General features: G+C 67.4%; 22 protein-coding genes and 1 tRNA gene. 12 read left to right on the top strand and 11 right to left on the bottom strand.

The features are described 5' to 3' along the window. Positions 1–60 precede the first annotated feature (60 nt). A complete protein-coding gene (locus tag ABZX65_RS22660) occupies positions 61–816 on the top strand; it encodes a hypothetical protein (protein WP_355342821.1) in 756 nt (251 codons plus the stop codon). 288 nt (positions 817–1,104) lie between these two features. Here the strand turns inward: ABZX65_RS22660 and ABZX65_RS22655 are convergent, their stop codons facing one another. Continuing rightward, positions 1,105–2,007, bottom strand: a complete 903-nt coding sequence (locus tag ABZX65_RS22655; protein ID WP_355342876.1) for a transketolase C-terminal domain-containing protein — start codon at positions 2,005–2,007, stop codon at positions 1,105–1,107. Positions 2,008–2,020: 13 nt separating this feature from the next. Between ABZX65_RS22655 and ABZX65_RS22650 the strand changes: the two genes are divergently transcribed. After that, the gene (locus ABZX65_RS22650; RefSeq protein ID WP_355342818.1) at positions 2,021–2,149 is read left to right on the top strand and encodes a hypothetical protein; all 129 of its coding nucleotides are present in this window, start codon (positions 2,021–2,023) and stop codon (positions 2,147–2,149) included. A 31-nt stretch (positions 2,150–2,180) separates the two neighbouring features. On the opposite strand, the gene ABZX65_RS22645 is transcribed toward ABZX65_RS22650, so the two are convergent. Next, on the bottom strand, positions 2,181–2,906 hold the full coding sequence (locus ABZX65_RS22645; RefSeq protein WP_355342815.1) for a transketolase: 726 nt from the start codon (positions 2,904–2,906) through the stop codon (positions 2,181–2,183). 54 nt (positions 2,907–2,960) lie between these two features. On the opposite strand from ABZX65_RS22645, the gene soxR reads away from it, so the two are divergent. Beyond that, positions 2,961–3,509 (top strand): redox-sensitive transcriptional activator SoxR, encoded by a 549-nt coding sequence (gene soxR, locus ABZX65_RS22640; protein WP_355342812.1) that lies wholly within the window; start codon positions 2,961–2,963, stop codon positions 3,507–3,509. 82 nt (positions 3,510–3,591) lie between these two features. Here soxR and ABZX65_RS22635 read toward each other — a convergent pair whose 3' ends face one another. Then, complete coding sequence (locus ABZX65_RS22635) at positions 3,592–3,882, bottom strand: YiaA/YiaB family inner membrane protein (RefSeq protein WP_188280171.1); 291 nt, start codon at positions 3,880–3,882, stop codon at positions 3,592–3,594. A 159-nt stretch (positions 3,883–4,041) separates the two neighbouring features. Here ABZX65_RS22635 and ABZX65_RS22630 point away from each other — a divergent pair. Then, positions 4,042–4,115, top strand: a tRNA-Pro gene (locus ABZX65_RS22630). 196 nt (positions 4,116–4,311) lie between these two features. Here ABZX65_RS22630 and ABZX65_RS22625 read toward each other — a convergent pair. Together ABZX65_RS22625 and ABZX65_RS22620 are read right to left on the bottom strand one after the other, a co-directional pair. Then, the gene (locus ABZX65_RS22625; protein ID WP_355342809.1) at positions 4,312–4,692 is read right to left on the bottom strand and encodes a tyrosine-type recombinase/integrase; all 381 of its coding nucleotides are present in this window, start codon (positions 4,690–4,692) and stop codon (positions 4,312–4,314) included. Positions 4,693–5,537: 845 nt separating this feature from the next. Further along, a complete protein-coding gene (locus tag ABZX65_RS22620; RefSeq protein ID WP_355342873.1) occupies positions 5,538–5,735 on the bottom strand; it encodes a helix-turn-helix domain-containing protein in 198 nt (65 codons plus the stop codon). A gap of 702 nt (positions 5,736–6,437) precedes the next feature. On the opposite strand from ABZX65_RS22620, the gene ABZX65_RS22615 reads away from it, so the two are divergent. The 6 genes from ABZX65_RS22615 (at position 6,438) to ABZX65_RS22590 (ending at position 12,984) form a co-directional block, all read left to right on the top strand. Further along, the gene (locus ABZX65_RS22615; protein WP_355342806.1) at positions 6,438–7,319 is read left to right on the top strand and encodes a DUF5655 domain-containing protein; all 882 of its coding nucleotides are present in this window, start codon (positions 6,438–6,440) and stop codon (positions 7,317–7,319) included. Positions 7,320–8,075: 756 nt separating this feature from the next. Beyond that, positions 8,076–10,127 carry an RHS repeat-associated core domain-containing protein gene (locus tag ABZX65_RS22610; protein ID WP_355342803.1) on the top strand — a complete coding sequence of 684 codons (2,052 nt, stop codon included), beginning with the start codon at positions 8,076–8,078 and terminating at the stop codon, positions 10,125–10,127. A gap of 489 nt (positions 10,128–10,616) precedes the next feature. Beyond that, on the top strand, positions 10,617–10,811 hold the full coding sequence (locus tag ABZX65_RS22605; protein WP_355342870.1) for a hypothetical protein: 195 nt from the start codon (positions 10,617–10,619) through the stop codon (positions 10,809–10,811). A 14-nt stretch (positions 10,812–10,825) separates the two neighbouring features. Next, on the top strand, positions 10,826–11,032 hold the full coding sequence (locus tag ABZX65_RS22600) for a hypothetical protein (RefSeq protein ID WP_355342800.1): 207 nt from the start codon (positions 10,826–10,828) through the stop codon (positions 11,030–11,032). Positions 11,033–11,458: 426 nt separating this feature from the next. Beyond that, complete coding sequence (locus ABZX65_RS22595; RefSeq protein ID WP_355342797.1) at positions 11,459–12,055, top strand: hypothetical protein; 597 nt, start codon at positions 11,459–11,461, stop codon at positions 12,053–12,055. 161 nt (positions 12,056–12,216) lie between these two features. Continuing rightward, entirely contained in the window at positions 12,217–12,984 is a 768-nt protein-coding gene (locus ABZX65_RS22590; protein WP_355342794.1) for an IS5 family transposase, read from the top strand. Positions 12,985–13,791: 807 nt separating this feature from the next. Here the strand turns inward: ABZX65_RS22590 and ABZX65_RS22585 are convergent. The 6 genes from ABZX65_RS22585 to ABZX65_RS22560 all read right to left on the bottom strand — a co-directional run bounded on the left by ABZX65_RS22585 (position 13,792) and on the right by ABZX65_RS22560 (position 21,410). Beyond that, entirely contained in the window at positions 13,792–14,337 is a 546-nt protein-coding gene (locus tag ABZX65_RS22585) for an RHS repeat-associated core domain-containing protein (RefSeq protein WP_355342791.1), read from the bottom strand. 1,527 nt (positions 14,338–15,864) lie between these two features. Next, positions 15,865–16,641, bottom strand: a complete 777-nt coding sequence (locus tag ABZX65_RS22580; RefSeq protein WP_355342788.1) for a VOC family protein — start codon at positions 16,639–16,641, stop codon at positions 15,865–15,867. Positions 16,642–17,350: 709 nt separating this feature from the next. After that, complete coding sequence (locus tag ABZX65_RS22575; RefSeq protein WP_355342785.1) at positions 17,351–18,718, bottom strand: PLP-dependent aminotransferase family protein; 1,368 nt, start codon at positions 18,716–18,718, stop codon at positions 17,351–17,353. A gap of 195 nt (positions 18,719–18,913) precedes the next feature. Continuing rightward, the gene (locus ABZX65_RS22570; RefSeq protein ID WP_355342783.1) at positions 18,914–20,152 is read right to left on the bottom strand and encodes an MFS transporter; all 1,239 of its coding nucleotides are present in this window, start codon (positions 20,150–20,152) and stop codon (positions 18,914–18,916) included. A 66-nt stretch (positions 20,153–20,218) separates the two neighbouring features. After that, positions 20,219–21,079 carry an aspartate/glutamate racemase family protein gene (locus ABZX65_RS22565; protein WP_355342780.1) on the bottom strand — a complete coding sequence of 287 codons (861 nt, stop codon included), beginning with the start codon at positions 21,077–21,079 and terminating at the stop codon, positions 20,219–20,221. 160 nt (positions 21,080–21,239) lie between these two features. Beyond that, entirely contained in the window at positions 21,240–21,410 is a 171-nt protein-coding gene (locus tag ABZX65_RS22560) for a hypothetical protein (RefSeq protein WP_355342777.1), read from the bottom strand. Positions 21,411–21,536: 126 nt separating this feature from the next. Here ABZX65_RS22560 and ABZX65_RS22555 point away from each other — a divergent pair, with 126 nt between their 5' ends. Continuing rightward, entirely contained in the window at positions 21,537–22,787 is a 1,251-nt protein-coding gene (locus ABZX65_RS22555) for an IS256 family transposase (protein WP_355342774.1), read from the top strand. After that, positions 22,784–23,233, top strand: coding sequence for a HEAT repeat domain-containing protein (locus ABZX65_RS22550; protein ID WP_355342771.1), 450 nt, complete (start codon positions 22,784–22,786; stop codon positions 23,231–23,233). Before ABZX65_RS22555 ends, ABZX65_RS22550 begins: the two co-directional genes overlap by 4 nt. The last annotated feature ends 54 nt before the right edge of the window (positions 23,234–23,287 follow it).

The following is a 23,287-nucleotide window of genomic DNA, read 5'->3' as shown; positions in this document are numbered from 1 at the left end:
GCATGCCCGCCCGGGGCGCGGGGGGCGGACCCGTGGTGCGGACGAGGGGGGCGCTTCACCATGACGGACTTCACGACCGTTCACGTCGCGGCGGCGAATGCCGGGACCGGCCGGGGGCCGGCCGCGGCGGCCGAGCCGATCAGCGGGCTCAACGGCGGCTCCGCGCTCGTCCTCATCTCGGTGGTGGTCGTGGCCGTCGCAGCGGTCGCGGTGATACCGCTGATCATGGATGTGCGGCGGGCCACGGCCTGGCGCCAGCAGATCACCGACCGGCTGCTCGAGGACGCGGCCCGCGACCACGAGGTACGCGACCTGCTGCGCGACCTCCGCGAGCCGCGCGGCGTCCGCGGTCTGACCCGCAGCGTCATCGCCGTCCTCATCCTCGCGCTCGTCGCCTTCGCGCTGGCCGTCGCGATGCTGTCGTCGGGCGCCGACTCCGGCGACCTCCGCAAGACCATCGTCACCTCGCTGATGACCGTCCTCGCCACCGTCTCCGGCTTCTACTTCGGCTCGCTCGGCGCGCAGAACAGCGCGGAGGACGCGCGGCGGCAGGTGGGGCGGTCTTCTGCGGCGCCGCCGAAGCCGGGCGCCTCCGGCGGGGGTGCCGCCGGGGGGAGCGGCAAGGGGGCGGTGCCGCCCGCGCCGGGGCCGGGCGCGCCTGGTGGTCCGGGCGCTGTCGGGGCTCCTGGCGGTCCGGCTGCTCCGGCGGGTGCTGGCGCCTTCGAGGGCGGACCCGCCGCCGCGCAGCCGACGCACCCGGCGGGCGTACCGCGGCAGGGGGCCGGACCGGCGCCGGACGGCGGGCACGGGGCCTGAGGGGTTCTCGCCGAGTCGGCTCCAGGTCGGGAGCCGGGAGCCGGGAGCCGGGAGCCAGAGCCGGAGCCGGGCCCGGGACCGAGGCCGGGCGCGTACGGGCCGAGGCTTTCCCGACCGCGGCCGGGGCGGTACGGGGCCCCGAACTTTCCGACCGCGGCCGGGGTCAACGGCCCTCAGCTCCAGGCATTCGGACCGCGCCCCCGGCCTTGCCGCCCGCGCCCCGGTCGTACGGTTCCGGCCTCGGTCCGCGGGCGGGCGGTGCCGCCCTCCGCCACGTCCCCTCGCGGGTCAGACCCGCAGGAACGCGTCGATCCGGGCCCGTAGCGACCGCGCGTCCAGGCCGTGCCCGGCCACGTGCTCCTGCCAGGTGCCGTAGTGGCGCAGTTCGGCGCGGCGGGTGCCGAGCGCGAGCACGCGGTGCGGGACGTCGGCCAGCGCCTCGGCGGCGTGCGCCGAGGACGTACCGGTGAGGTAGGGCTCCACGACGACGAGGTCGGCCGCATCGGTCCGAGCGGTCGCCTCCCGTACGGTCGCCGCGTCGAACGGCCGTACCGTCGAGGCGTACAGCACCGTCACATCGCGCCCGGCCGTCGCGTCGAGGACGGCGTCCAGCATGGGCCCGACGGCCAGGACGACCCCGGCGCGCCCTTCGCGCAGCACCTGGAAGCGGCCGGGCGAGACGGGTCGCGGCGCCACGTTCGAGTGATCGCTGAGCCGTACGTAGACGCGGCTGTCGCCGTCCGCCGCCGCGTGCCGCAGCAGCGCGTCGGCCTCGTCGGGGTGCCCCGGCACATGGACGGTCCAGCCGTCGAGCGTGTCGAGCAGCGCGACGTCGCCCGGCGCCTGATGCGTACGCCCGCCCGCGGCGACGTCGTACGAGGCCCCCGCGCTCACCAGGACCGCGCCCACGCCCTGGTGCCCGATGTCGAGCTTGACCTGCTCGAAGGCCCGCTCGGTCAGGAAGCTCGCGAAGGTGTGCGCGATCGGCCGCAGCCCGGCGAGCGCCAGCCCGCCCGTCGCGCCGACCAGCAACTGCTCCCTGATCCCGACGTCGATCACCCGGTCGGGGTGGGCGCGGGCGGCGTCACTGAAGCGGTCCGAAGAGATCACGGCGAGGACGACGGCCAGCCGCGGATCGGAGTCGAGCAGTTCGGTGGTGACGGCGGCGAACCGCTCCCGCATGGTGTCCATGGAATCCCCAGTCATGTCGTTTCTTCGCCTGCCCTCAGCCGTGGTCTCGGTCGCGGTCTCCGCCTCGGTCGCGGTCTCCGCCTCGGCCTCGGCCTCGGTCGCGGTCTCGGCCGCTGTCGCTCGGGTGTCGACCTTCGGGTGACGTCGCTTGTCGTCGCCCGTGGACCCGGCGGTCACTTCGGCTCGACGCGGGCGACCACGGCGTGCGGCCGTCCCGGATGCGGCGCGGTGAACGCCTCGTACAGCGCGGCGTGGTCCCGGCCGTCCACGGTCACCGCGGACCAGCCCTCGGCGGCGAACCGCGAGGCCAGTCCGCCGGGCCAGCCGTACGTGGCCGAGGCGTTGTCGACCGCGACGACGTGGAGCCGGTCGAGGCCGACCGCCCCCGCGTACTGCACGGCCTCGTGATTGCTGCCCTCGTCCATCTCGGCGTCGCCCACGAGCACCCATACCGCCGGTTCGTCCAGCCCCTGGGCCCGCAGCCCCAGCGCGCTGCCGACGCCCAGACCGAGCCCGTGCCCGAGCGACCCGGAACCGATCTCGACGCCCGGTACGAGCGTGCGGTCCGGGTGGTGGCCGAGCGGGGAGTCGTACGTCCCGAAACCGGCCAGCCACTCGTACGGGATGAAGCCCTTGGCGGCGAGAACGGCGTAGTACGCCATCGGGCCGTGGCCCTTCGACAGCAGGAAGCGGTCCCGGTCCGGGGCGTCGGCGCTCTCGGGCTCGACCCGCAGTACCCGGTCGTACAGCACCCACAGGACGTCGAGGGTGGATGTGGCGGCGGTGTCGTGCTTCTCGTCGCCGGTCATCCGTGACATCAGGTGGCGCAGGTCGTCGTACCCGTAGCGCTCGGGCTGTTCTGAGTGGCCGGACGGCCCGGTGCGGTGCGTCATCGTCATGGGACGACCTTGCAACTTCAAGCCGACTTGAAGTCAAGCGTATGCTGGGCCGATGTGACCCTCTCCACCCGTGACCTGCTGCCCATCGGCGAGCTTTCGGCCCGCAGCGGCATCGCCGCCTCCGCGCTGCGCTATTACGAGGACCTCGGGCTGATCCACTCCGAGCGCACCTCGGGCGGCCAGCGCCGCTACCGCCGCTCCACGCTGCGCCGGCTCGCCTTCATCCGCGCCGCCCAGCGGATCGGGCTCTCGCTCGACGAGGTCGGCGCGTCCCTCGCCCGGCTCCCCGTCGACCACGTCCCCACCACCGCCGAATGGAACGGCGTGGCCCGGTCCTGGGAGCAGCGCATCGACGACCAGATCGCCGAGCTGCGACGCCTCAAGGCCAAGTTGACCAGCTGCGTCGGGTGCGGCTGCCTCTCCCTGACGCGCTGCGGTCTCTACAACGTCGACGACGCGGCGGGGGCGGCGGGCCCCGGAGCCCGCTATCTGCTGGGCGACACGCCTCCCGAAACGGCTTCCGCGCCCTCTCCTCTTGACGCCCCCTCCCCGTCTTCCGCGTCCTCCCCGTGCGACGCCTCCGACGCCCCCGTTACGCCCTGAGGGCCCCCGCCGGGGCGATCCCCGTGGAGGCCCCCGACCGTCGGAAGTCCCTCACCCGCACGCGTCACGCGCGGGTCGCCGACTAGATGCCCTCCATCTTGAAGGGGTCGTGCTCCGCGAGCAGCTTGTCGAGCCGCGCCTGGTCCACCCGGCTCACGACCTGCCCGACCTCCTGCCGGTCGCGCACCACCTTCGCCAGCGTGAACGCCGCCGTCACCACATACAGCAGTCCCAGCCCCAGAAACGCCCGCTCCCATCCCCCCACCGGCAGATACGCCACCCCGACCACCATGGCCCCCAGCGCCACCGCGAACGAGATCGCCGCCTGCGCCGCATACGCCGCCGTCGTCTCCTGCTGAATCGGTTTCGTCATGCCCCGACCTTCTCCCCGCCCCGCCCCACCCCACATGAGTACCCCTACTCAACTCCCCCCGCCCCGGCCCCCACCCCCTCTGCGCACAAACACCCCCCGAGGTGCGGTATCGTTCTCGTGCACGGTCACCCGGGGCCACCACCCCGACCGACCAAGCACCGGGACGTGGCGCAGCTTGGTAGCGCACTTGACTGGGGGTCAAGGGGTCGCAGGTTCAAATCCTGTCGTCCCGACGGTGCACGAAGGGCCCGCTGGACTGGCATTTAGCCAGGTCAGCGGGCCCTTCGGCTTGTCGGCAACTGTCTCCATGTGATGGGGCGTCAGGTTCCTGGGGACCGCCTGGGGACCACGGTCGTGGAAAAGCCGCAGGTCAGCGTGATTTCGCCGGGGGCCATGTTCATCTCAGCCCTACGCGGAGTTGTCTGGTTCCTACAATCTCCGCAGGGTCGCGGACATGCCGGGGGAGGGCGGCGGGAGGCCGGGGGTAGTGCTCAGGTGGTTGCTGAGCGTGCGGCCGGCGTGGACCACGGACTGCAGGTCGGGGTGGAGGTAGCGCTGGGTGGTCTGCAGGGAGCCGTGGCCGGCGATCAACCGCAGGCCGTTCAGGGGGACTCCGGCGTCCGCCGTCCAGGTCGGGCCGGTGTGTCTCAGCTCGTGTCGGCGCGGGTGTTCGTAGCCGAGGGTCTGGACGACGTCGTCCCAGTGGGTGGCGTCGCGCGGCACGGCGGTGGTGATCCGTCCGCCGTGGGGGCCGGTGAACAGCCGGGCGTCTGGTCTGTGGCCGAGGGCGAGCACGCGCTGGGCGACCATGGGGCGTACCTCGTCGATGAGCGGGACGCGGCGGGCGACCTTGCCCTTGGTGTTCTTGTCGGCCAGCCCGCCGGGGAGGGGGTGGTCTGGCGGCGCAGGTTCCAGATCCAGTTGGTGGTGTCGATGTCCTTGACCCGCACGCCGGAGACCTCGCCGATGCGTGCGGCGGTGCAGGCGGCGAAGGTCACCACATCACCCCAGCCGGGGTACTGGTCGAATGAGCGCGCGACCAGGGCCTGGCTGAGTTCCTGGAGGGCGTCCCAGTCGCGCAGGGCCAGGGAGCGGGGGTCGTCCAGTTCGTCCTCGGCGAGCTGGTACAGCCTCTGCCAGCCTTTGATGCGGGCGGGGTTGGCGGTGATGAGTCCGTCGCGGACGGCTTGTTCCATGACCCGGACGAGTACGGCGAGGGTGTTCTTGACGGTGGAGCGGCCCTCGCCGTCGGCGATCCACGCGTAGACGGTGCGGTCGACGTCCCCGTTGGTGATCATGTTCAGTTGCAGGTGCCCGAGCGCGGGCACGACACGCAGCCGCCAGCCGGCCAGGTAGGGGTCGGTGGTCTTGGGCTCCAGCCCGCGCAGGGCCAGCTGCATGTGGGCGGTGCCGTACTCGGCGAGCGTCCGGTTGGCGGTTGCGGGGTCGATTCCCCGGCCCGCCGATGCCAGGAGGGCGTCGATCCACTCCTGCGCGGCGTCAACGCCGGCGTGCATCTTGGCCATGGATCGGCGGCGTTTGGTGTGGGGGTCCACCCAGCGCACGCGGGCCTTGTAGGGGAGTTTGCGGCCGGGTCGGTGCTCGATGTCGTGCGCCAGCGGGACGGCTGCGGGCAGTTGGTGGCGGTAGGGCAATCAGGCCACCTTCTGCCGTCGGCCGGGTATGCTGCGCCGTTCATCCAGCCAGTCCTGCAGATCCCCGGCGTCGTAGTGGACGACCCGGTCGGACAGGCGGATGAACGGCGGTCCCTGCGGCGGCCGTTCGGCACGCCACCGCCGCACCGAGGAAGAATCGACCCGCAGCAGCCGGGCCACTTCCTCAGTGGTGAGCAGGGATGAGGTCCGTAGTTCTGTCGGGAGGGCTTCCGCGGCAGTGTCGGGGCACGTCGGCGGGGGCCGGCATAGCGGAGTCCTGCGGCAATGCACTTCCTTGATGTCGGCGTCAGCGGAAAGACACGAGGACGGGCCGGAGCCCTTCCAAGTCCAGCAGTGAGGCGGCTGTTCTCCACAGGAGGGAACGGCCGCTTGCTGAACCGCGGTCTTTCATCCATCTTCATCAGGAAACGCGTTTTGCCTGACGGCATTTTCCGTGTTATCAGCCCGAGCAGGACGTGCTGTCGCATGCTCAGCCACGCACCGCCCGGTACCAGTGCGAGGTGGCCACAAGGGCGGAGCGTTGGGTGACCGTACTGCCGATGGCTCCAGCACGACGGGCCAGGAGTGACCACGCGCGAGGCCGGACGCTGCCCTACGCGCGCGAAAGCGGGCACGCTGGGCGGAGACGCTAACGCAGCCAGCGGTGACGAAAAGAGCAACGGCTCCGGAGGCCGTTACCCTCCCAGGCGTTTCGCAGGTCATAAGGCTTTTTGACGTAGTGTCGGGTCCACCGCGTCACAAATACGTCACACACTCCGACCTGAGAACTGATTACCCATCAGGTGCCTGCGACGAACCTCGTGCCGGAAATAATTCCACGTCCCTCCCGCGTTGGTGTCACGTCGGTGATCACGATGTGAAGGGCCGCAGGGGGTGCATTTGAAGCTGTTCACGCTGGGTGATGGAAAAGCTGTCGAGATCGTCCCGCGGGCGCTGGAGTTCGAGCGAGATCTGCAGGGGCTGGTCGAGGCGAACATGCCGACGCTGCTGGGCGTGCGCTTCCTGGCGAGCGAGTACGGCACGGGCCCGGTGCACGGCGGGCGGAACGATTCTCTGGGGATCGATGAGAACGGGTCGCCGGTGGTCGTGGAGTACAAGCGCGGGCGGGACCCGGGGGTGATCACCCAGGGGCTGTTCTATCTGGCGTGGCTGGCTGATCACCGGGCGGAGTTCGAGGCCCTGGTCCGCGACCGGCTCGGTGTTCCGGCCGCGGCCCAGGTGCTGTGGAGCGCGCCGAGGCTGATCTGCGTGGCGGAGGACTTCACCCGCTACGACCGGCACGCGGTCGGTGAGATCCGCCGCTGCATCGACCTGGTCCGCTACCGCCTCTTCGGCAACGAACTGCTCGGCCTTGAGCCGGTCGTCACCTCCGCAGCCCGCGACCGCAGCCCCGGAGCGGGATCGGGCCTCGCCGGCCACACGCCGAAGAAGCAGCCGGCCGTAGGTGCGATCGGCGAGCTGCGGGATGCCCTGGACGAGGTGCTGGTGTCCTTGGGCGAGGATGTGCGGCGGATCGAGCGCCAGCAGTACCGGGCCTACCGCAGGCTGCGGAACATCGCCTGCGTCGGCCGCGGCCAGCGCAGCGAGGTACTGGTCTACCTGCGGGCAGATCCCAAGAAGGTCGACCTCGTCCCCGGGTTCACCCGGGACGTGACCGGCCTGGGCCATCACGGGACCGGAGACCTGGAGGTCCGGCTGCGCACCGAGAAGGACCTGGAGCGCGCCGGCGACCTGCTGCGGCTCAGCTACGCCGCGGCGTAGCCAGTTGCTGCGGATGGCGTCGACGGGTGTCGGCCGGACCGGGCCACACCCATCGACGCGCCCGGGGCTGTGCACCCTGCGGCCGGTGCGGCTGCAGCCTGGACCCGCTGGCGGTCTTTCACGGGCGGAGTTCTCGGCGTGGCCGGCGTGAGTCGGGTCAGGCGGAGGGTCCTTTCGTGGTGCGGACGGGGCGTGGCGGTGTGTATTCCATGATGCTGAGAAAACGCGTTTTGCCTGACGGTATTTTCCGTGTTAACGAGCGCCAGGGACCGTGGCAGAGGCGGTCGGTACGTCGGCAGCACCTACTAGGTGACATCGCCGCGAGTCGCCGTGGCGAGTGACCAGGCGGGCGGTAGACACGTTGTGTGATTGACCTTGAGTTTGGCAGCGACCTGCACTTCGGACTGAAAGAAGAATTCGGCCGCCGCGCTGACTGGCCGCGAGGGCTCCACGTGGCGGAGACTCTGCTGGCTGCGATGGGCCTGCATCTAGGACGAGCTGACGCGCTGCTCCTGCTCCGATGCACCCGGGAGCCGAGATTTCTCTCCGTGTGGACGGCGAGGTCGGCGGTCACCTTGCCAGTCCCGCGCAGGTGGGCCTGCTCTCCACTCCTCCCATTGATACAGACACGCTCGACCTGATCTGGCCCGCCTACGTGTCCATCAACGCCATCGTCGGAAGTGAGCCTTTTCAGTGTGGCCACCGATCGGGTGACGGGGTGCTGTTGGGTCGGGATGAGCAACGGGCAGGGCTCCAGTGCCGTTGAGAGAGGTGTTCAACGTCTCCTACGACGCCAACCACAACGTGCAGACCGTGGTCGATGCCATGGGCACCGGCGGGAGCGGCAACACCACCGTCTACGGCTGGGACTCCCGCAACAACCCCACGACAACCAAGATCCCCACCGGTGCGACCTCGGCGTTCTCCGGATACGCCACCATCGCCGGCGCAGACCTGCCCGCCACCTTCACCGACGCCCAAGGCAACAAGACCAACGCCACGTACGACACCGCCGGCAACACCAAGACCGTCGCCGTCACCGGTGACGCGGCAGCCACCCGCTCCTACACCTACAACCCGGCCACCACGACCTGCGGCGGCTTCCCGGGCCAGCGCTGCACCGCAGTCGACGGCAACAACAAGACCACCACCTTCCACTACGACACCCAGGGCAACCTCGACAAGGTCACCCCGCCCTCCCCCCTCGGCACCACCACGTACACCTACGACGCGCTCGGCCGCCCGCACACCGCCACCGACGGCCGCGGCATCACCACCACCTACACCTACGACAACCGCGACCGCACCACCAAGGTGGCCACCTCCGGCGGCGCATCCGTCAGCTACGTCTTCGACGGGGACGGCAACCAGCGCTCCCGCACTGACAGTTCGGGCACCACCACCTACGGGATGGACAAGCTCAACTGCGAGACCCTGCGGACGCTGACCGACGGCTCCACCACGCTGCTGACCTACACCCCCGACGGCCACGTCGACACCTACACCGACCCCACGGGCCTGGTCGACTACGGCTACGACACAGCCGGCCGCCTCACCACCTTGAAGGACCCGTCCGGGGCGACCACCAGTTACGGCTACAACAACGACGACACCCGCACCACCACGACTTACCCCGGCAATACCGTCCAGACCGTCACCCTGGACAACTCCAACCGCCCCAAAGCCATCAAGACCGTCCACGGCACCACGACCCTGACCGACCTCGCCTACACCTACACCTCCGGACCCTCCGGCGCCGACGGCACGCTCATCCACACCCGCACCGACAACATCGCCGACGGCAACAACATGGCCGCGACCGCCACATACACCTACGACTCCCAGAACCGCCTCACCGACGCCCAGGTATTTTACTGGGACTCACTGGGCGGCGATCACTTCTGCTTCGACGCGGCCGGAAACCTCACCTCCCGCGGCTTCAGGTCCTGCCCGGGCACCACCACCTACAGCTACAACGACGCCAGCCAGGTCACTGCAAAGAACGGCTCCACCACCGGCTGGGCCTACAACGCCGACGGTGACGAAACCGCCGCCGGCTCATCCGCCGGAGCCCGCACCGGCGAGACCTGGTCGGACTTCAACCAGCTCACCTCCCTCACTACCGGCGGGACGACGTACACCGCCGCGTACTCCGGCACCGACAACGGCGAACGCACCCGCCTGGGCACAACAGCCTTCCACAACGGACCCGAAGGCCTGGCCGCCTCCACCACCGCAGGCAGCGACCGCGGATTCACCCGCGACCCCCAGGGCACACTCAACTCCATGAGGACCGGGGGAAGTTCGTACTACTACCTCACCGACGCGGAAGGCTCCGTCGTCGCCCTCGTCGACAACGCCGGAAACCGGGTCGACAACTACCACTACGACCCCACCGGAAGCCCCGAGCAGGGCCCCACCACCACCGAAACTGTCCCCCAGCCCTACCGCTTCCAGGGCACTTACCTCGACCCCACCGGCCTGTACAAAATGGGCGCCCGCTACTACGACCCCACCCTCGGCCGCTTCACCCAAACCGACCCGTCCGGCCAGGAAACCAACCCCTACGCCGCCTTCGGCGGTGATCCCGTGAACCATACCGATCCCAACGGCACTGACCTGCTGGAAGACGTAGTAGGCGGTGTATCCAGCATTCTCGGCGGAGTCGGTGCAATCTCAGCCCTCTACCTGGGTGCACCGTATGCGGCCGAAGCTGCCGGACTGGCACTAGGCGTCCTCAGCGTCGGCGTCCTCGCCGTGGCAGCAGGAGGATTCCTGATCGGCTACGGAATCGCCATGTATACCTGACCGGCTAGAGAGGAAACCCAGTGACAGGTAAGTCCGCCATGATCGTGATCGTCGCAGCCGTCATTCTCATAGCGGCCGGCGCAGCGGTGGCTGCCGCAGCCAACGGCGGCGTCGAGCGGGGGATGGGCATAGGAATCCTCGCTTTGGGAGCGGTACTTGGCATCCTGGGGCTAGCCATGCGGAAGCGTCGGCCCACGTCGGCTTCCTGACCGCTGACAACGCGACAAGTCCGCCAGCCGCGTAGCGGCTGGCGGACTTGTCGCGTTGCCCTTACGCCTTGGGGCGATCGGGCAGTTGACTGCCGACCGGTGTCCTCGCTCAAGAGGGCGGTATCGGCCCCTTTCTGACGGACTCAAGGCGGTGTGGACACTTTCCGGGGTGAGGGGCCGTGTCAGCGCTCATGCTCGGGAGCGGTGAGGCCGGGCAGCGCCCGAAGTCTCATGTGTGGGTCGGCTGGCGGAGGGACTGACCGTGACTTTGACGATCAACATGACGCTCCTGCTGACGGTCATCATGGTGCTCCGGTTGCGCCGCCGCACTGAGGCCAGGAGCCGTACCGATGAACAGATGTCTGCGGTCATTGTGCTGGTCCTGGGCGTGCTGATCGCCCCGACGAAGTTCGGCCACGGGATCCTTCACGCCCTGAATCAGCTTGCTCAGAGCGTCTCGCAGATCCACATCTGACACCTTGTGGTGCGATGCCGTACGCAGGGCCGGTAACCGCACGGCCGGTTTCGGCGAAGCGCGTCACCAGGCTGCACCTGTACGCGGACGCCCTGGCCGCGGCGGAGAAGGCCGCGGACACCGCGAGAGAGCGCACCGCCCTGTACCTGCTCAACGAGCGACTGGAACTGCTGCACGAAGCGTCGCCGCGCACCATGGCGGCCGGGGCGGTGATCGCATGACCGGCGAGCCTCGCGGGGTCGACCTCCCGCGCCAGCATCGGTCTTGACTTCGCAGACCGATACTCCGACGCCGTAGAAAAGATCACGAGCGGGGAGTCCGTGACCGTAGTTGAGTACGAGCAGTCACGGCATGTAGCAAGCGCCGCCGCTGTGCTCTGACGCGGGCGAGAGCCACCGGCTGCTGCGGGCCGGTGGGTACGGCGGCCGCGGCCGCGCTGGAGTTCTGGCAGGGCCGCGCGGATCTGGGGCGCGGTCGGCGCCGGTCAGCCATGCGCGGCCAAGCCGTCCAGCAGGTTGTCCACCAGCCATGCCCGGTGTTCGATCCTCGGGGTGCGCCTCATGGCCGTCTCCTTCGGTCGGGTAGCGGGGGCCGATTGCGCCCGCCCATAGGCCGCCGGTGACACAAGCCGGTGCTTCCTGGCGTCAATGAACAAAAACGAAGCGGGAGAGACGGGTGTTACTTCCGGACGGTTTCCGCCGCGGGTCCCCCGGCGCGACACCCCCTTAACCAACCCTCTGACCACGCCGGAGCGCGCTTGGCCGGTCCTCGCGCTGCTCCTGAACATCCGCGAAAACCGCATCCCGGACCGATCGCCATGGATAGGGTCGGCGCGAACCGCACGGGAAGGCTCGCTCTGCATGGCACACTTACGACGTCGAATACGCCGCCGCAAGGCTGGCGAAGAGAGTCTGAAGATCAAGGCCTCGGCGGTTCGCCTGTTGGTCCTGATCCTGCTGACCGGCGGATTCGCCTACCTTGGCTTTGCGCACCTTCCAGACGACGGCACAGCACCAGAGCCCCCTGTGCAGCCGCCCCTGATCGGCGTCGTGGCGGACCACCCTGTGAGCGCCGTGCTGGACTCCATGGACACACTCAACGCGGAACTGGCGTACTCGCTGTCGGTTGATACCACGTTCTCTCCGACCACGCTGTACGTGGTCGTCACCACCTCCAGTGCTCCGTCGGATACCGCCCTCGCCACGCAAGGCTGGACTTTCGGCCGGACGCACGCCGACCAGTAAAGGAAGCTACTTTCCAGCGCAACTGTCCGAGGTGCGGAAAAACACCGTCACTGAGCCTTTTCCAACCTGCCGGTGGGCGCGTGCAGTTGGGGTGACAACGTGGCGAAGCCCCTGGTAGATGGGTTTTCGACCAAGAAATCCGTCTCCACCAGAGGCTTCGTGTGCTTGTCTACCCGTCGGGCGTCGACGTGTCCAGTTCTGCCCTGCGCTTCCTGTCCGCCAAGCTCCGTCAGCGCCGCCGGGAGCTCGGCACCCGCTGGCGGCGCCTGAGTGCCGGCCGCCAGGCCCTGCTCACTCTCGTCCATCTCCGCAACGGCCATCCGTATGCCCAGCTCGCGGCCGGGTTCGAAATCGGGACCACGACGGCATACCGCTACGTCACCGAGGCCGTGGACTCCCTGGCCGCCCTCGCACCCACCCTGGCCGATGCCGTGCGCGCCGCGTCGACGAAGGCGTTCGTCCTCCTGGACGGCACGCTCCTGCCCATCGACCGCATCGCCGCGGACCGGCCCTTCTACTCCGGGAAGCACAACAAACACGGCATGAACGTGCAGGTCCTCACCGATCCGTCCGGCCGACTGCTGTGGGCCTCACCGACCCTGCCCGGCGCCGTCCACGACATCCGAGCAGCCCGCGAACACGGCATCATCGACGCCCTCGCCCAGGCCGACATCCCCTGCTGGGCCGACAAGGGCTACCGCGGCGCCGGCGGAACCGTCCGCATCCCGTACCGGGGACGATGGGAGACCCTCTCTGCCGGTCAGCAGGCGGTGAACCGCTCCCACGCGAAAATCCGCGCCCTCGTCGAGCAGGCCATGGCGACCCTCAAGAACTGGCGACTCCTGCGCAAACTCCGGTGCTCCACCACCCGGATCACCAGCCTCATCCAAGCCGTCCTCACCCTGCATCTGACCAGCTCAAACCCATGATGGAAAAGGCTCACTGACAGCGGCGAGTCCCAGGGCGGCGGCTGAAGAGTCGGCCGCCGGGCGAGGTCGGCATATTGGCCTTCTCGCCACCTCTGATGAAAACAGAAGGGTTCGATCTGCTATTTTCTTTAATATGAGGGAAGCGGGAAATGAAATTTCCCGCTTCCCTCATAGATCAATGCTCCCGGTCATTTCTTGTTGCGTTGTCCTCGGCTGACCCAGATCAGCGATGCCAGGATTGCAACAAGGAGGACGATTGCGATAGTGACGCGGAGCGGCTTGCTGAGCTCGTCCTGGGCCCAGGGGACGAACAGGAACATAGCCACTATGGCCACAGCCACAGATGCGAACCACGCAACGACTCTGGTCCTGTAGGTTCTCACTGCTCCTCCTGGTGGCTGACTGACTACGAGCTGCGCAGCGCGTTTTTCGCGCATTTGACGGTGGCTCCGGCCCCTCCCGATACGGCTTGGTTCTCCTAGCGCTTTCGAGTGAGTAGAACGATAAGAAAATAGAAGAAAGCCACTAGGGCAACTACGAGCACGGTTATTCCCAGAACGGCCCCGCTGAAAGCCAAATAATACGCCTGGGGTTCGGTCCCCTGCCCGGAGCTGATTGCCGTGCTATCGGTCACCACTTTTTGCCCCTCCGTTTCCTGTATTTTTGCATACCTCCGGTTCGCATGAAAAGTTGGAATGCTATGAGGGCGGCGACAACCACCACGATGACGAGCCAGACGAAGATATTCACCGGGTTCCTTTCGGTTCAGGGGCCGGGCAAGGGTACCCGGCCCCCAGGCGTACCAGGTCAGAACAGGCTTGCCCCTAGTTTGAAGGCGTCCTTTGCGTCGTTGAGGAAGCTCACGGCTTCGGAGGCGTCGCCGGAACCGCTGGGCCCGTAGTCGCCCACGATGTCCAGCCCTGTATCGATGGCGCAGCCGGTCGCGGCCTCAGTGGCGAGGCCGATTCCCGTGGTGGCGGTTCCTGTGAGTCCTGCGACGAGCGCTCCTTGAGCTCCACCCTTGAAGCAGGACGTCGCGTATTTCGACCAGGGCACCTCGCCGGTCGGATCGACGTTGTTGATGGGGTCGTCCCCGGCGTAGGCGTAGCGGTTTCCCTGGGCCGGGTCGGCGAGGAAGGAGTGTGCATCCTGGCTGGTGAAGCGGCCGGTGGTGGGGTTGTACCAGCGCTGGCCGTATTTGATCCAGCCGGTGGTGCGGTCGTAGGTCCCGCCGACGAAGCGGTAGGGGTTCTGGGCTGCGGCGGAGCCGGTGGCGGTGGTGGTCTGGTAGGCGCCGTAGGGGTCGTACTGGTAGACGGTGGAGGTGACCGTGGACTGGTTGATGAATTCCACGGGGGATCCGAAGCCGTCGATGATGTAGTACGCCTCGGTGCCGGTGGTGGTGCGCAGGACCAGGGGCTGGCCGGTGGTGGGGTCGTGAGTTTTTCGAGCACAAGACTGCTGGGCTCATCCGCGGAAGGAGCCCCGCCTTCAGATGGCGGCATCGGATCCGGCTGCGCAGGGGTGGGCGGTTGTCTCTCCGGGACAGGCACTTCACCAGCTCGGACGCGGCGGCGCACGTCGCTTGCTGTCGTAGGAGAAATGCCGGCAATCCGTGCCAGCTCACGTACCGGGGCGTCGGGCTTTTCCTTGAGTACCTGAGCGGCGCGCAGCCGTCCTTGAGTGCTGTTCACGGGGCGCATCCGGCCGTCGCGCCCGACGCGTGCGTTCAGCGGCTGTCCAGGGGCAGGTAAGCGCCGGCGGATCGCGGCAACCGACTTCGCGCCGAGCCCGGAGGCCGCCGCGACAGCACGGTCCGACATCTGGGGGTGGGAGGCGATGATCCGAGCTGCGGCCGCCCGCCGGTCCGCGAGTGAGAGGGGGAGGCCGTGCGCGACGTTGTTCTCGACCGCACGCAGGAAGGCGTCTTCTGGTGACCCGTCGAAGAACTCCACCTCGATGACGTCAAGGCCCTTCGCAACGGCCGCCAGGAGACGGTGCATGCCGTCAATCACTTGCATGCCCACCCGATGCACCACGATAGGAGGGAAAGGTTCCTCCACTTCCACCAGCCTGTTGAGGTGCTCCTGGTCGATCCCCCGCAAGCGTGGTGACTCCCCGGGCAGAACTGACGTGACCGGTACGAAAGCTGTCGGTGCTCTGCCAGTCGGCAATGTGGATTTGCTGGCCGGTCTTCTTCGCGCTGCTGGTCCGAACTGTGGTGCTGGAACGTCTGTCTCAACATCAGGTTGAGACATCCTTCCCCCTTGGGGTCATTTTTCACAAATAGGACATGTTTTGCTGCTCGCGACAGGAACACAACAAGTGTCAGTCGGCTCCGACGGCATTGCACCGAGCGGTCCGGCTGTCCCGGCAGCCCACGTGCGTTCTCGGCGGTTGCATCCGGCTTACTGTGAATACGTCTAGGGCATACGTCAGTCGATGTGCGCAGCATTCATGGTCGTGCCATCGTTGCCATCTGTCTAGAGCTGCTAACAGCCAGTCATGCGGCGATGGTTGCCAGCCGGGCTAAAACCGGCCCGGAATCCCGCACAGGCCGGTCCGGACTGGCTGAGAAGGACCGTTGCACAGGCTTGGATGTGGGGACCCGCACGGGAGGGAAGGGGGCCGCGGCAGGCCAGAACTCATTCCCCGTTACAAGGGTGATGACGGAAAAACTGAGCCCAACGTGGCTGGCCTTGCACCGGAAGCGTGTGCGCCTGGCGCATCTCAGCGTGAAGTCCCTGTCCACTGCTCAGCCTCGCCACGTTGCCCGGCATGGCCGAAATTCTGGCGGATCCTCCGCCGGTACAGTCCAGACCAACCGCTTAACGTTAATTGCGACAGCCGCCTCCACCCGCATACGGGACGTTGAAGCGCTCACTTCTGCATTGAATTCAGCACAGCCGCGCAGTTGCTGACTGTTGGTGCCAGCACCATGGAACCGGAAACGAACAACAGCCCCTGCCTGCTGTCTTCCTGGATTCCCGGAGATGTTCCTCCGGAGAGGAAATATATCCCCGTCACGCCGGAACTGGATCCCGCTGCCGATGAACGGCGGTCTGTGACAGTGAACTCGATCTGGTCCGCTCCGCTGGTGTAAAAGCGGAGCCTTCGGTAACCATTGATAGGCGAGTCAATTTTTGTCATGGTGAAGGCTTTCTCGCACAGGGCGGAGTAAATATCGAACTCATCCCCGCCGAGATCCAGTTCTATACCGCCTATGTGGGCCTGGGCCGCCTGCTCCACGGCGTGGGGATGCGGTATCCAGTTGCGCTGACCCAGGGAGAGGGCTGCCTCAGGGCCTTCCAGCGTGAGTGTGTGATGTATCCCGCCCGTCCGCACGATGACCTGACCACGTGAACCCGATTCGACCATGGCACCGCAAGCGGCAGCTGCGCTGGCAGTTTCGTGTACGTCTTCACACTGCAGGGCGATGCCCGCCACCACCGGACCGGGCTGACGCGCCGGTTGAGCTGCCGCCCAGCCTGAAGTCACGATCACATGGGCCTGGCCGCGTCTGAGAAGAACGGAGCTCCCGTCGACCTCAACCACGTCAGCGACCCGTGTGAACCCGAGGCGGGACATCAAAAAGGCGATATTGGTAGAAGCCCTTTGTGTGTACAGCTCTATGTGCGATATGCCAAGAATTGTCATTTCGGGGATGCCTCATAAAAATTCGTCTAGTGTTCGATTCGGTTCTCTTCGATGTGCGATTCCAGAAGAGACTGGAAGAACAGCATGACCGGTGCCCGATCCACGATCAACCATGGCTGGTTCCTGACAGCGGTTTGTTCAACTGCGTATCGCGGCAGTTGAACAAACATCGGCAGATCATGTCGGTCCCCGTGCCCGTGCGGCCGACCGCCACCGCGCTAGATCTGGTTAGCGGCCCAGCAACTCGCTCCCGGCGTAGCCGCCGGCCCGTAAGAATCAGGAACTGCCCCACTCGTACTCGTCGGCCGCGGCACGCTGACCAGACAGCGGTCAGTGGAAGCAGCCGATCCAGGATCCCAGGCACTTCGAAGGCGACCTCACCACCGGCTACGCCGAGCCTTGTGCTTCTGCGACGGCTGCCGGCCGGACATGTCCGCAACGCGTACGGCCGCCCCACCTGCCCCCAAGGCGCGGCTCCTGTCGGTCTGCAGCACGGAAACCCTTGCCTCACTTCGTCACCGAACCCGGTTACCGCTCCGCAGGACCCGGACCGGCGGTCACCAGCGGGCTCACCGCAACAACCGTCTGATCACGTGCCGCGATAGTCGCTGGGAACCTATCCGCTTCATTACGCCGAGCGCGGCCACGCCTACCTGCGCACCTCACCCCAGCAGCCGGGTCAGCGGACTGCTGGGGACCATTCATGCCTTCAGGCAATCCATTGCGGTCGGCGGCGCGGCGGCGGGTTGGTACCGCCCTCTGCGACTGCTGCACCAAGGCGTTCGGCCGCATCGTTCAATACAGCAGGGGACAGGGTGTAGGGAATACGCAGACGGGTTTCGCAAACACCAGGGTCGATGGAGAAACAGGAGCCGCTCTCGATGCGGATGCCGCGGTCGCGGGCTTGTCCGGCGATGGTGCTGGCAATCGGATGGCCGAGGTCTACCCATAGGGACAGGCCGCCTGGGGGAAGATGCCAGGACCACTCGGGCAGGTGCGTGGCGAGTGCGGCGTTCAGGGCGTCTCGTTGGAGGCGGAGTTGCTCCAAGCGGGGCGGCAGCAGTGTTCTTGCCTGTTTGAGCAGATGCAGGGCCATGAGCTGGTCGAGGACAGAACCGCCGAGATCATTGGCGATCCTTTCCGAGGCGAGTTCGTCGACCAGGTCGGAGGGGGCACGCAGCCAGCCGATGCGCAGCCCGCCCCAATAGGTCTTGCTCATCGACCCGAGAGTGATGACGCGTGAAGCATCGCGAGGGGGAGCGTGCGACGCGAACGGTACGGGCGGCGGAACATCGAGGGCGACTTCGGCCAGGGTTTCGTCGATGACGAGCCAGGTGCCGGTGTGCTGCGCAACGTGCAGGAGATGGGCGCGTGTCGCGTCGGGCATTAACAGGCCCGTGGGGTTGTGGAAATCGGGGATCAGGTAAGCCAGATGGGGGACGCTTTGTCGCAGCGTGGCGTCCAGGACACCGGTATCCCAACCATGGTCGCCGACCGGCACCGACACCGGGCGCAACCGGTGCCGGCGCAGGGCCTCAAGTGCGTTGGGGTAGGAAGGAGTTTCGATGAGAACGCGGTCGCCTGGACCGCAGAGGAGCGAGAGGACAAGGGTGAGTGCATGCTGAGCGCCGCTGGTGACAAGGATCTGCTCGGGGGTGGTGGCAAGACCTCGCACGGTGTAGTGCGCGGCGATGGCTTCGCGGAGTTCGAGCAGGCCGTGCGGGTGATAGCCCGGGGTGCGGGCGTGGGCGGCCAGATCCGGTGTCACCGCGATCAGAGCCTGGGCGATGACATCGTCCGATAGACCTGGCGCGGCGCGAGCGAGATCGATCGTGGCACCGTCGATTGCGACGGTGCGGGCGATATTTGCCAGCGTCCGGCCGCTGGGCAGGGCTGTCCACGTACCCGAGCCGCGCTGACTGTGCGCGAACCCGGCCTCCCGCAGGCGGTTGTAGGCAGCTGTGACAGTGGTGCGGCTTATACCGAGGACAACCGCGAGACCGCGTTCTGACGGCAGTCGGACCCGCAGGGCGATCTGTCCGTCCAGGATGAGCCGGCCGATGGCATCGGCCAGCATCCGATAGGAGAGTTCGCGCTCAGAGGACTGCGGGAGCAGGGCAGAAAGTTGCTTGCTCCCCAGGCTCCGTTTGGTACCTGCGGTGGACGGCGGGCGGTTTCGGTCAGTCAACTTCCCTCCAGAGGGCCCTGGATGGCAACGGCAGGCGCACAGGCGTACGGGTTCCTCGGCGATGTGTGAGACCGCTGAAGCCGATCAGGCGGGTCTGCGGGTTCGGCTCTTCCAGCCGATCGCGCCCAGGGCAGTAAGAGCGAGCAGGGACAGGGCGGTCCAGTCGGGAGTGAAACTCCCGGTTGTGTCTCTCACCAACCCAAGGGCCGGCGCCACCAGGATCACGGCAATCTGGTTGACCGCCATCGCCCACCCCAGCGCGAAGCCGGACTTGCCCGGGGGTGCGCAGTCCGCCACGTAGGCCACCCAAGGCCCGTACCAGCCGAACCCGAAGAACCCGAGCCAGGCCATCAGGCAACCGATCACGAGCCCGGAATGCAACGGCACCCATGCCAGGGCCACCAGACCAGCGATCGCGCAACTCATACACGTCAGGACGGGTACGGACCGGCTGGAGGAGCGATCGCTCCAGGCTGCCAGCGTGATCCGCCCGACGACACCGAAGCTGAGGGCCACTAACAGATAGGAAGCAGCACCGCCTGCGGTCACCGATGCCGTTGCATGCAGGTAAAGCTCCGTCAGCAGCAGCAGCCCGTACTGCACCGACGTCATGGCCACTCCGGACAGCATGATGGTGACCATCTCCGGTGTGCGGGCCACGTCCAGACGCGCCGCGACCTGCGCACGAACCGAGCGACCGTCCCTTGAGGGCGTCGAGGAAACAGCGGGTGAGCGGTAGAACCCCATGAAGACTGCACCGCCGACCAGTGCCAGCGCTCCTGAGCCCACCAGCGGGGCCCGCCAGCCGTAAGAGTTCGCCAGCCATGGGAGAGTCGCCGCCGCCAGCGCACCGCCCAAAGGCAAGCCGGCCTGACGGATGCCCATCGCGAACCCGCGCTGCGAGGGAGCGAACCACGACGCCACCGACTTGCTCCCCCCGGGTTGAGCAGTGCTGTAACCCGCTCCCACTATCAGCAAGAACACCAGCAGCCACCCATACCCGGGCGCCAAGCCCGCAGCCAAAAGTCCAAGGGCCACGATGACACTGCCTCCGCCCACTACCCACCGTTCGGGATAGCGGTCCAGCAGCTCGCCCGCCACCAGCAGTCCCGCCAGTGGAATCAGCTGCGCGGAAGTCACCAGCAGCCCGATCTGCGTCGTGTTCAGATGCAGATCACGCTGCAGGACGACGGTGATCGACCCGATGCCCTGGACGAAGAAGCAAGCACAAGCCTGGGTGAACGTAGCAATCGCGAGAACCACCCAGCGATAGCTGTCAGAACGTACGCCCTCGTGTTCGCTCACCTGCTCTGCAAGCTTCACACCAACTCCAGCAGGATCAACTGACCAGTTGTGGAAAAGGGGCTCCGGCGCAGCAGCTACGGCTCGTCAGGCCACGCCTGTGTCCACAGCGGGGAATGACTGCAAAACGCGGCCCTCCAGGTATGCGCCTGCAGCCTGGGGAAGAGACTCCGTCCGGCCACTGCGCAAGACCGTCAGACTCCCGGTCGTTGGCACACCTGGGTCCGGCTGAAGTCCCAACAGAACAAGGGCCTGGTTAGCCAACTGGGCCGCCGAACCATGGAGAACGGGCGCGCTTCTGCCTGCGGCCTGCAAAGCTGCGTGGATCTGGGGAGCGACCAGTTCGTAGTGCGTGCATGCGAGCGCAACCGCCTGAACATCGACCGGAGTACGTTCCACAGCGGTGGCGATGGCATCTGCCAAGGCTGCGCTGTCTGCGCGTTCGATCGCATCTGACAGACCATGGCATGCGACCTGCGTCACCGATAAGCCTGCCGCGAACTGTTCTATGAGGTCTCGCAGTTGCGGGCTGCCGATCCCCGTTGCGGTGCCCCACACCGCCAGCGGACCACCCGCTGCGGCTGCGGCCTCGACTGGGGGCAACGTCCCCACCACGCGCGTTCTCGGCTCGAGGTATTCCTTGATAGCAGGCAGAGCATGCAGAGTCGCCGTGTTGCAGGCAACGATCAACAAGTCCGGTTCATAGGCAAAGGCCGACTCAGCCACCATCAGCGCCCGCCCTCGCAGATCCTCCGGGGAGCGCACCCCCCAGGGCATGCCATCCGGATCGGTAGCCAGCACCAGATCGGCATCAGGACGCAATCGTCGAACCGCTGCGGCTGTGGCCAACATGCCCAACCCCACATCCATGATGGCGACACGAGGCTGCCTGTTACCGGACCCGTGCGGATGCCCGCCGAACTGGTGGCTCAGGGAACTCCCTGTCATGCCTGCACTCTCCCGCGTAGCTTCTTCGACATCACCAGCGGCAGTCTGCGGCGCGGGCTGGTACGAAGGACAGATCCAATTGGCCCGAAGTGGCTTTGAGCTCGATCAGCCGGGTCAGGACCGGGGTCGGCGACGGGTGTTGTGGAGGGCACTGGCTCCGTTAGAGCGCCTTGAACTCCGCCTCCCAGGCGGGCTCGTAGACTCCGTCGCGGTCGTCGGTGACCAGCAGGATTACGGAGGGGCCGCCGCCGGGGCCGGGAAGGATCCCGTGCTGGGCGTACCCCTGGCGCTTGGCGTCCCAGCGGGCGGCGTAGTGCGGATTGTTGAACATGCCGGAGCAATGCTCAGGACTTGTGGATCAGCTCCTGGGGGCACGTGAAGGGCGTACCTTCCAGGGTGATGATCGAGAAGTCACCGAGTAGACCCGCGTTGCAGCGCAGGTCGGGAAGGTACGCCCTTGCTCAGCGTAGTGAATGCCGATGGTTCCACCGAGACCGGCTCCCTGATCGACGAGATCGTCCGCGAGGGTGCCCGGCGGATGTTGGCCGCCGCGCTGGAGGCGGAAGTCAACCAGTACATAGCCGAGTTGACTGCCGAGACCGACGAGCGCGGGCACCGTCTGGTGGTCCGCAACGGCCACCACCGGCCCCGCACCGTGGTGACCGCTGCCGGCCCGGTTGAGGTCAGGGCCCCGCGGGTCAATGACCGACGCGTCGACGATGCCACGGGCGAGCGCAAGCGGTTCTCCTCGAAGATCCTCGCGCCGTGGTGCCGCAAGTCCCCGAAGATCTCCGAGGTGCTGCCGCTGCTCTACCTGCACGGACTGTCCTCCGGGGACTTCGTCCCCGCCCTGGAGCAGTTTCTCGGCGGCGCCGCAGGCCTGTCGCCGGCCACCATCGCCCGGCTGACCAGGCAGTGGAGCGACGACCACGCTGTCTTCCAGACCCGGGACCTGTCCGACCGGGACTTCGTCTACGTGTGGGCCGACGGCGTGCACCCGAAGGTCCGGCTCGGGCAGGCGCACTCGTGTGTCCTGGTCCTGCTCGGCGTCCGGTTGGACGGCACCAAGGAGCTCATCGCCCTGGCTGAGGGCCTGCGGGAGTCCACCGAGTCGTGGGCCGACCTGCTGCGGGACTGCCGCCGACGCGGCATGCGCGACCCCGAGCTGGTGATCGGCGACGGCGCGATGGGCCTTTGGCGGGCGCTCGCCGAGGTGTTCCCAGCCGCCAGGCCGAAGAGGTGCTGGGTTCACAAATCCCGCAACGTCACCAACTGCCTGCCCAAGTCCGCGCAACCCGGCGCGGTGAAGGCAATGCAGGAGATCTACAACGCGGAGGACCGCGGCCACGCCGAGAAGGCGATCGAGGCGTTCACGAAGACCTACGGCGCGAAGTTCCCCAAGGCCGTCGCGAAGATCACCGAAGACCGGGACGAACTCCTCGCGTTCTACGAATTCCCGGCCGAACACTGGATCCACTTGCGGACCACGAACCCCATCGAGTCGACATTCTCCACCGTCAAGCTCCGAACCAAGGTCACACGCGGTGCCGGCAGCCCGGCGGCCGCGCTCGCGATGGTGTTCAAGCTCGTCGAGTCCGCCCAGGCGCGATGGCGCGCGATCACCGGCGCCCACCTTGTGCCCCTGGTCCGCGCCGGCGCACGCTTCGAGAACGGCGTCCTGGTCGAGCGGTCCGAGGTGGCGGCATGAACGACATGTTCGCGGCACTCGAAGGGCTGACCGACCACGATCCGAGCCGCCGGGATGTCGCCGCTGGCGGTCTCGGGGACCTCCTGCGCGGCACCGCACTCGACACGGACACCGCCCGCCTGGTCGTCGCCCGCCTGGTCAGCCTGGCCGTCAACGAACCGGTGGCCAGGGTCCGCGAGTCCGCTCTGAACTCGATCAGCGAGGCGTTCAACCATCACCACCTGCCCCTGGACCTCGTCGAACCGCTGGCGGCCGCTCTGTCGACGATGGAACCTGAACTCCTCGCCCACACGATCTACATCCTGGGAGCCACCCACAACCCGCGGGCCCGGCCGCTGATCGAGCCGTTCCTCGACCACCCCGACCCGGAGCTGCGCGAAGAAGCCCGGCTCGCGACCGACGAAATCACCGCATCCGAGTCGGAGGGCCCCACCCACAAGTCTTGACTATTGCTCCGGACACCTCGGTGGCTCCGGCACCGATGGAGGGGGCTGTACTCG

It is taken from the genome of Streptomyces sp. NPDC003300 (genome assembly GCF_040610915.1).
GTDB lineage: Bacteria > Actinomycetota > Actinomycetes > Streptomycetales > Streptomycetaceae > Actinacidiphila.
This window is presented reverse-complemented; position numbering and strand designations above follow the sequence as displayed.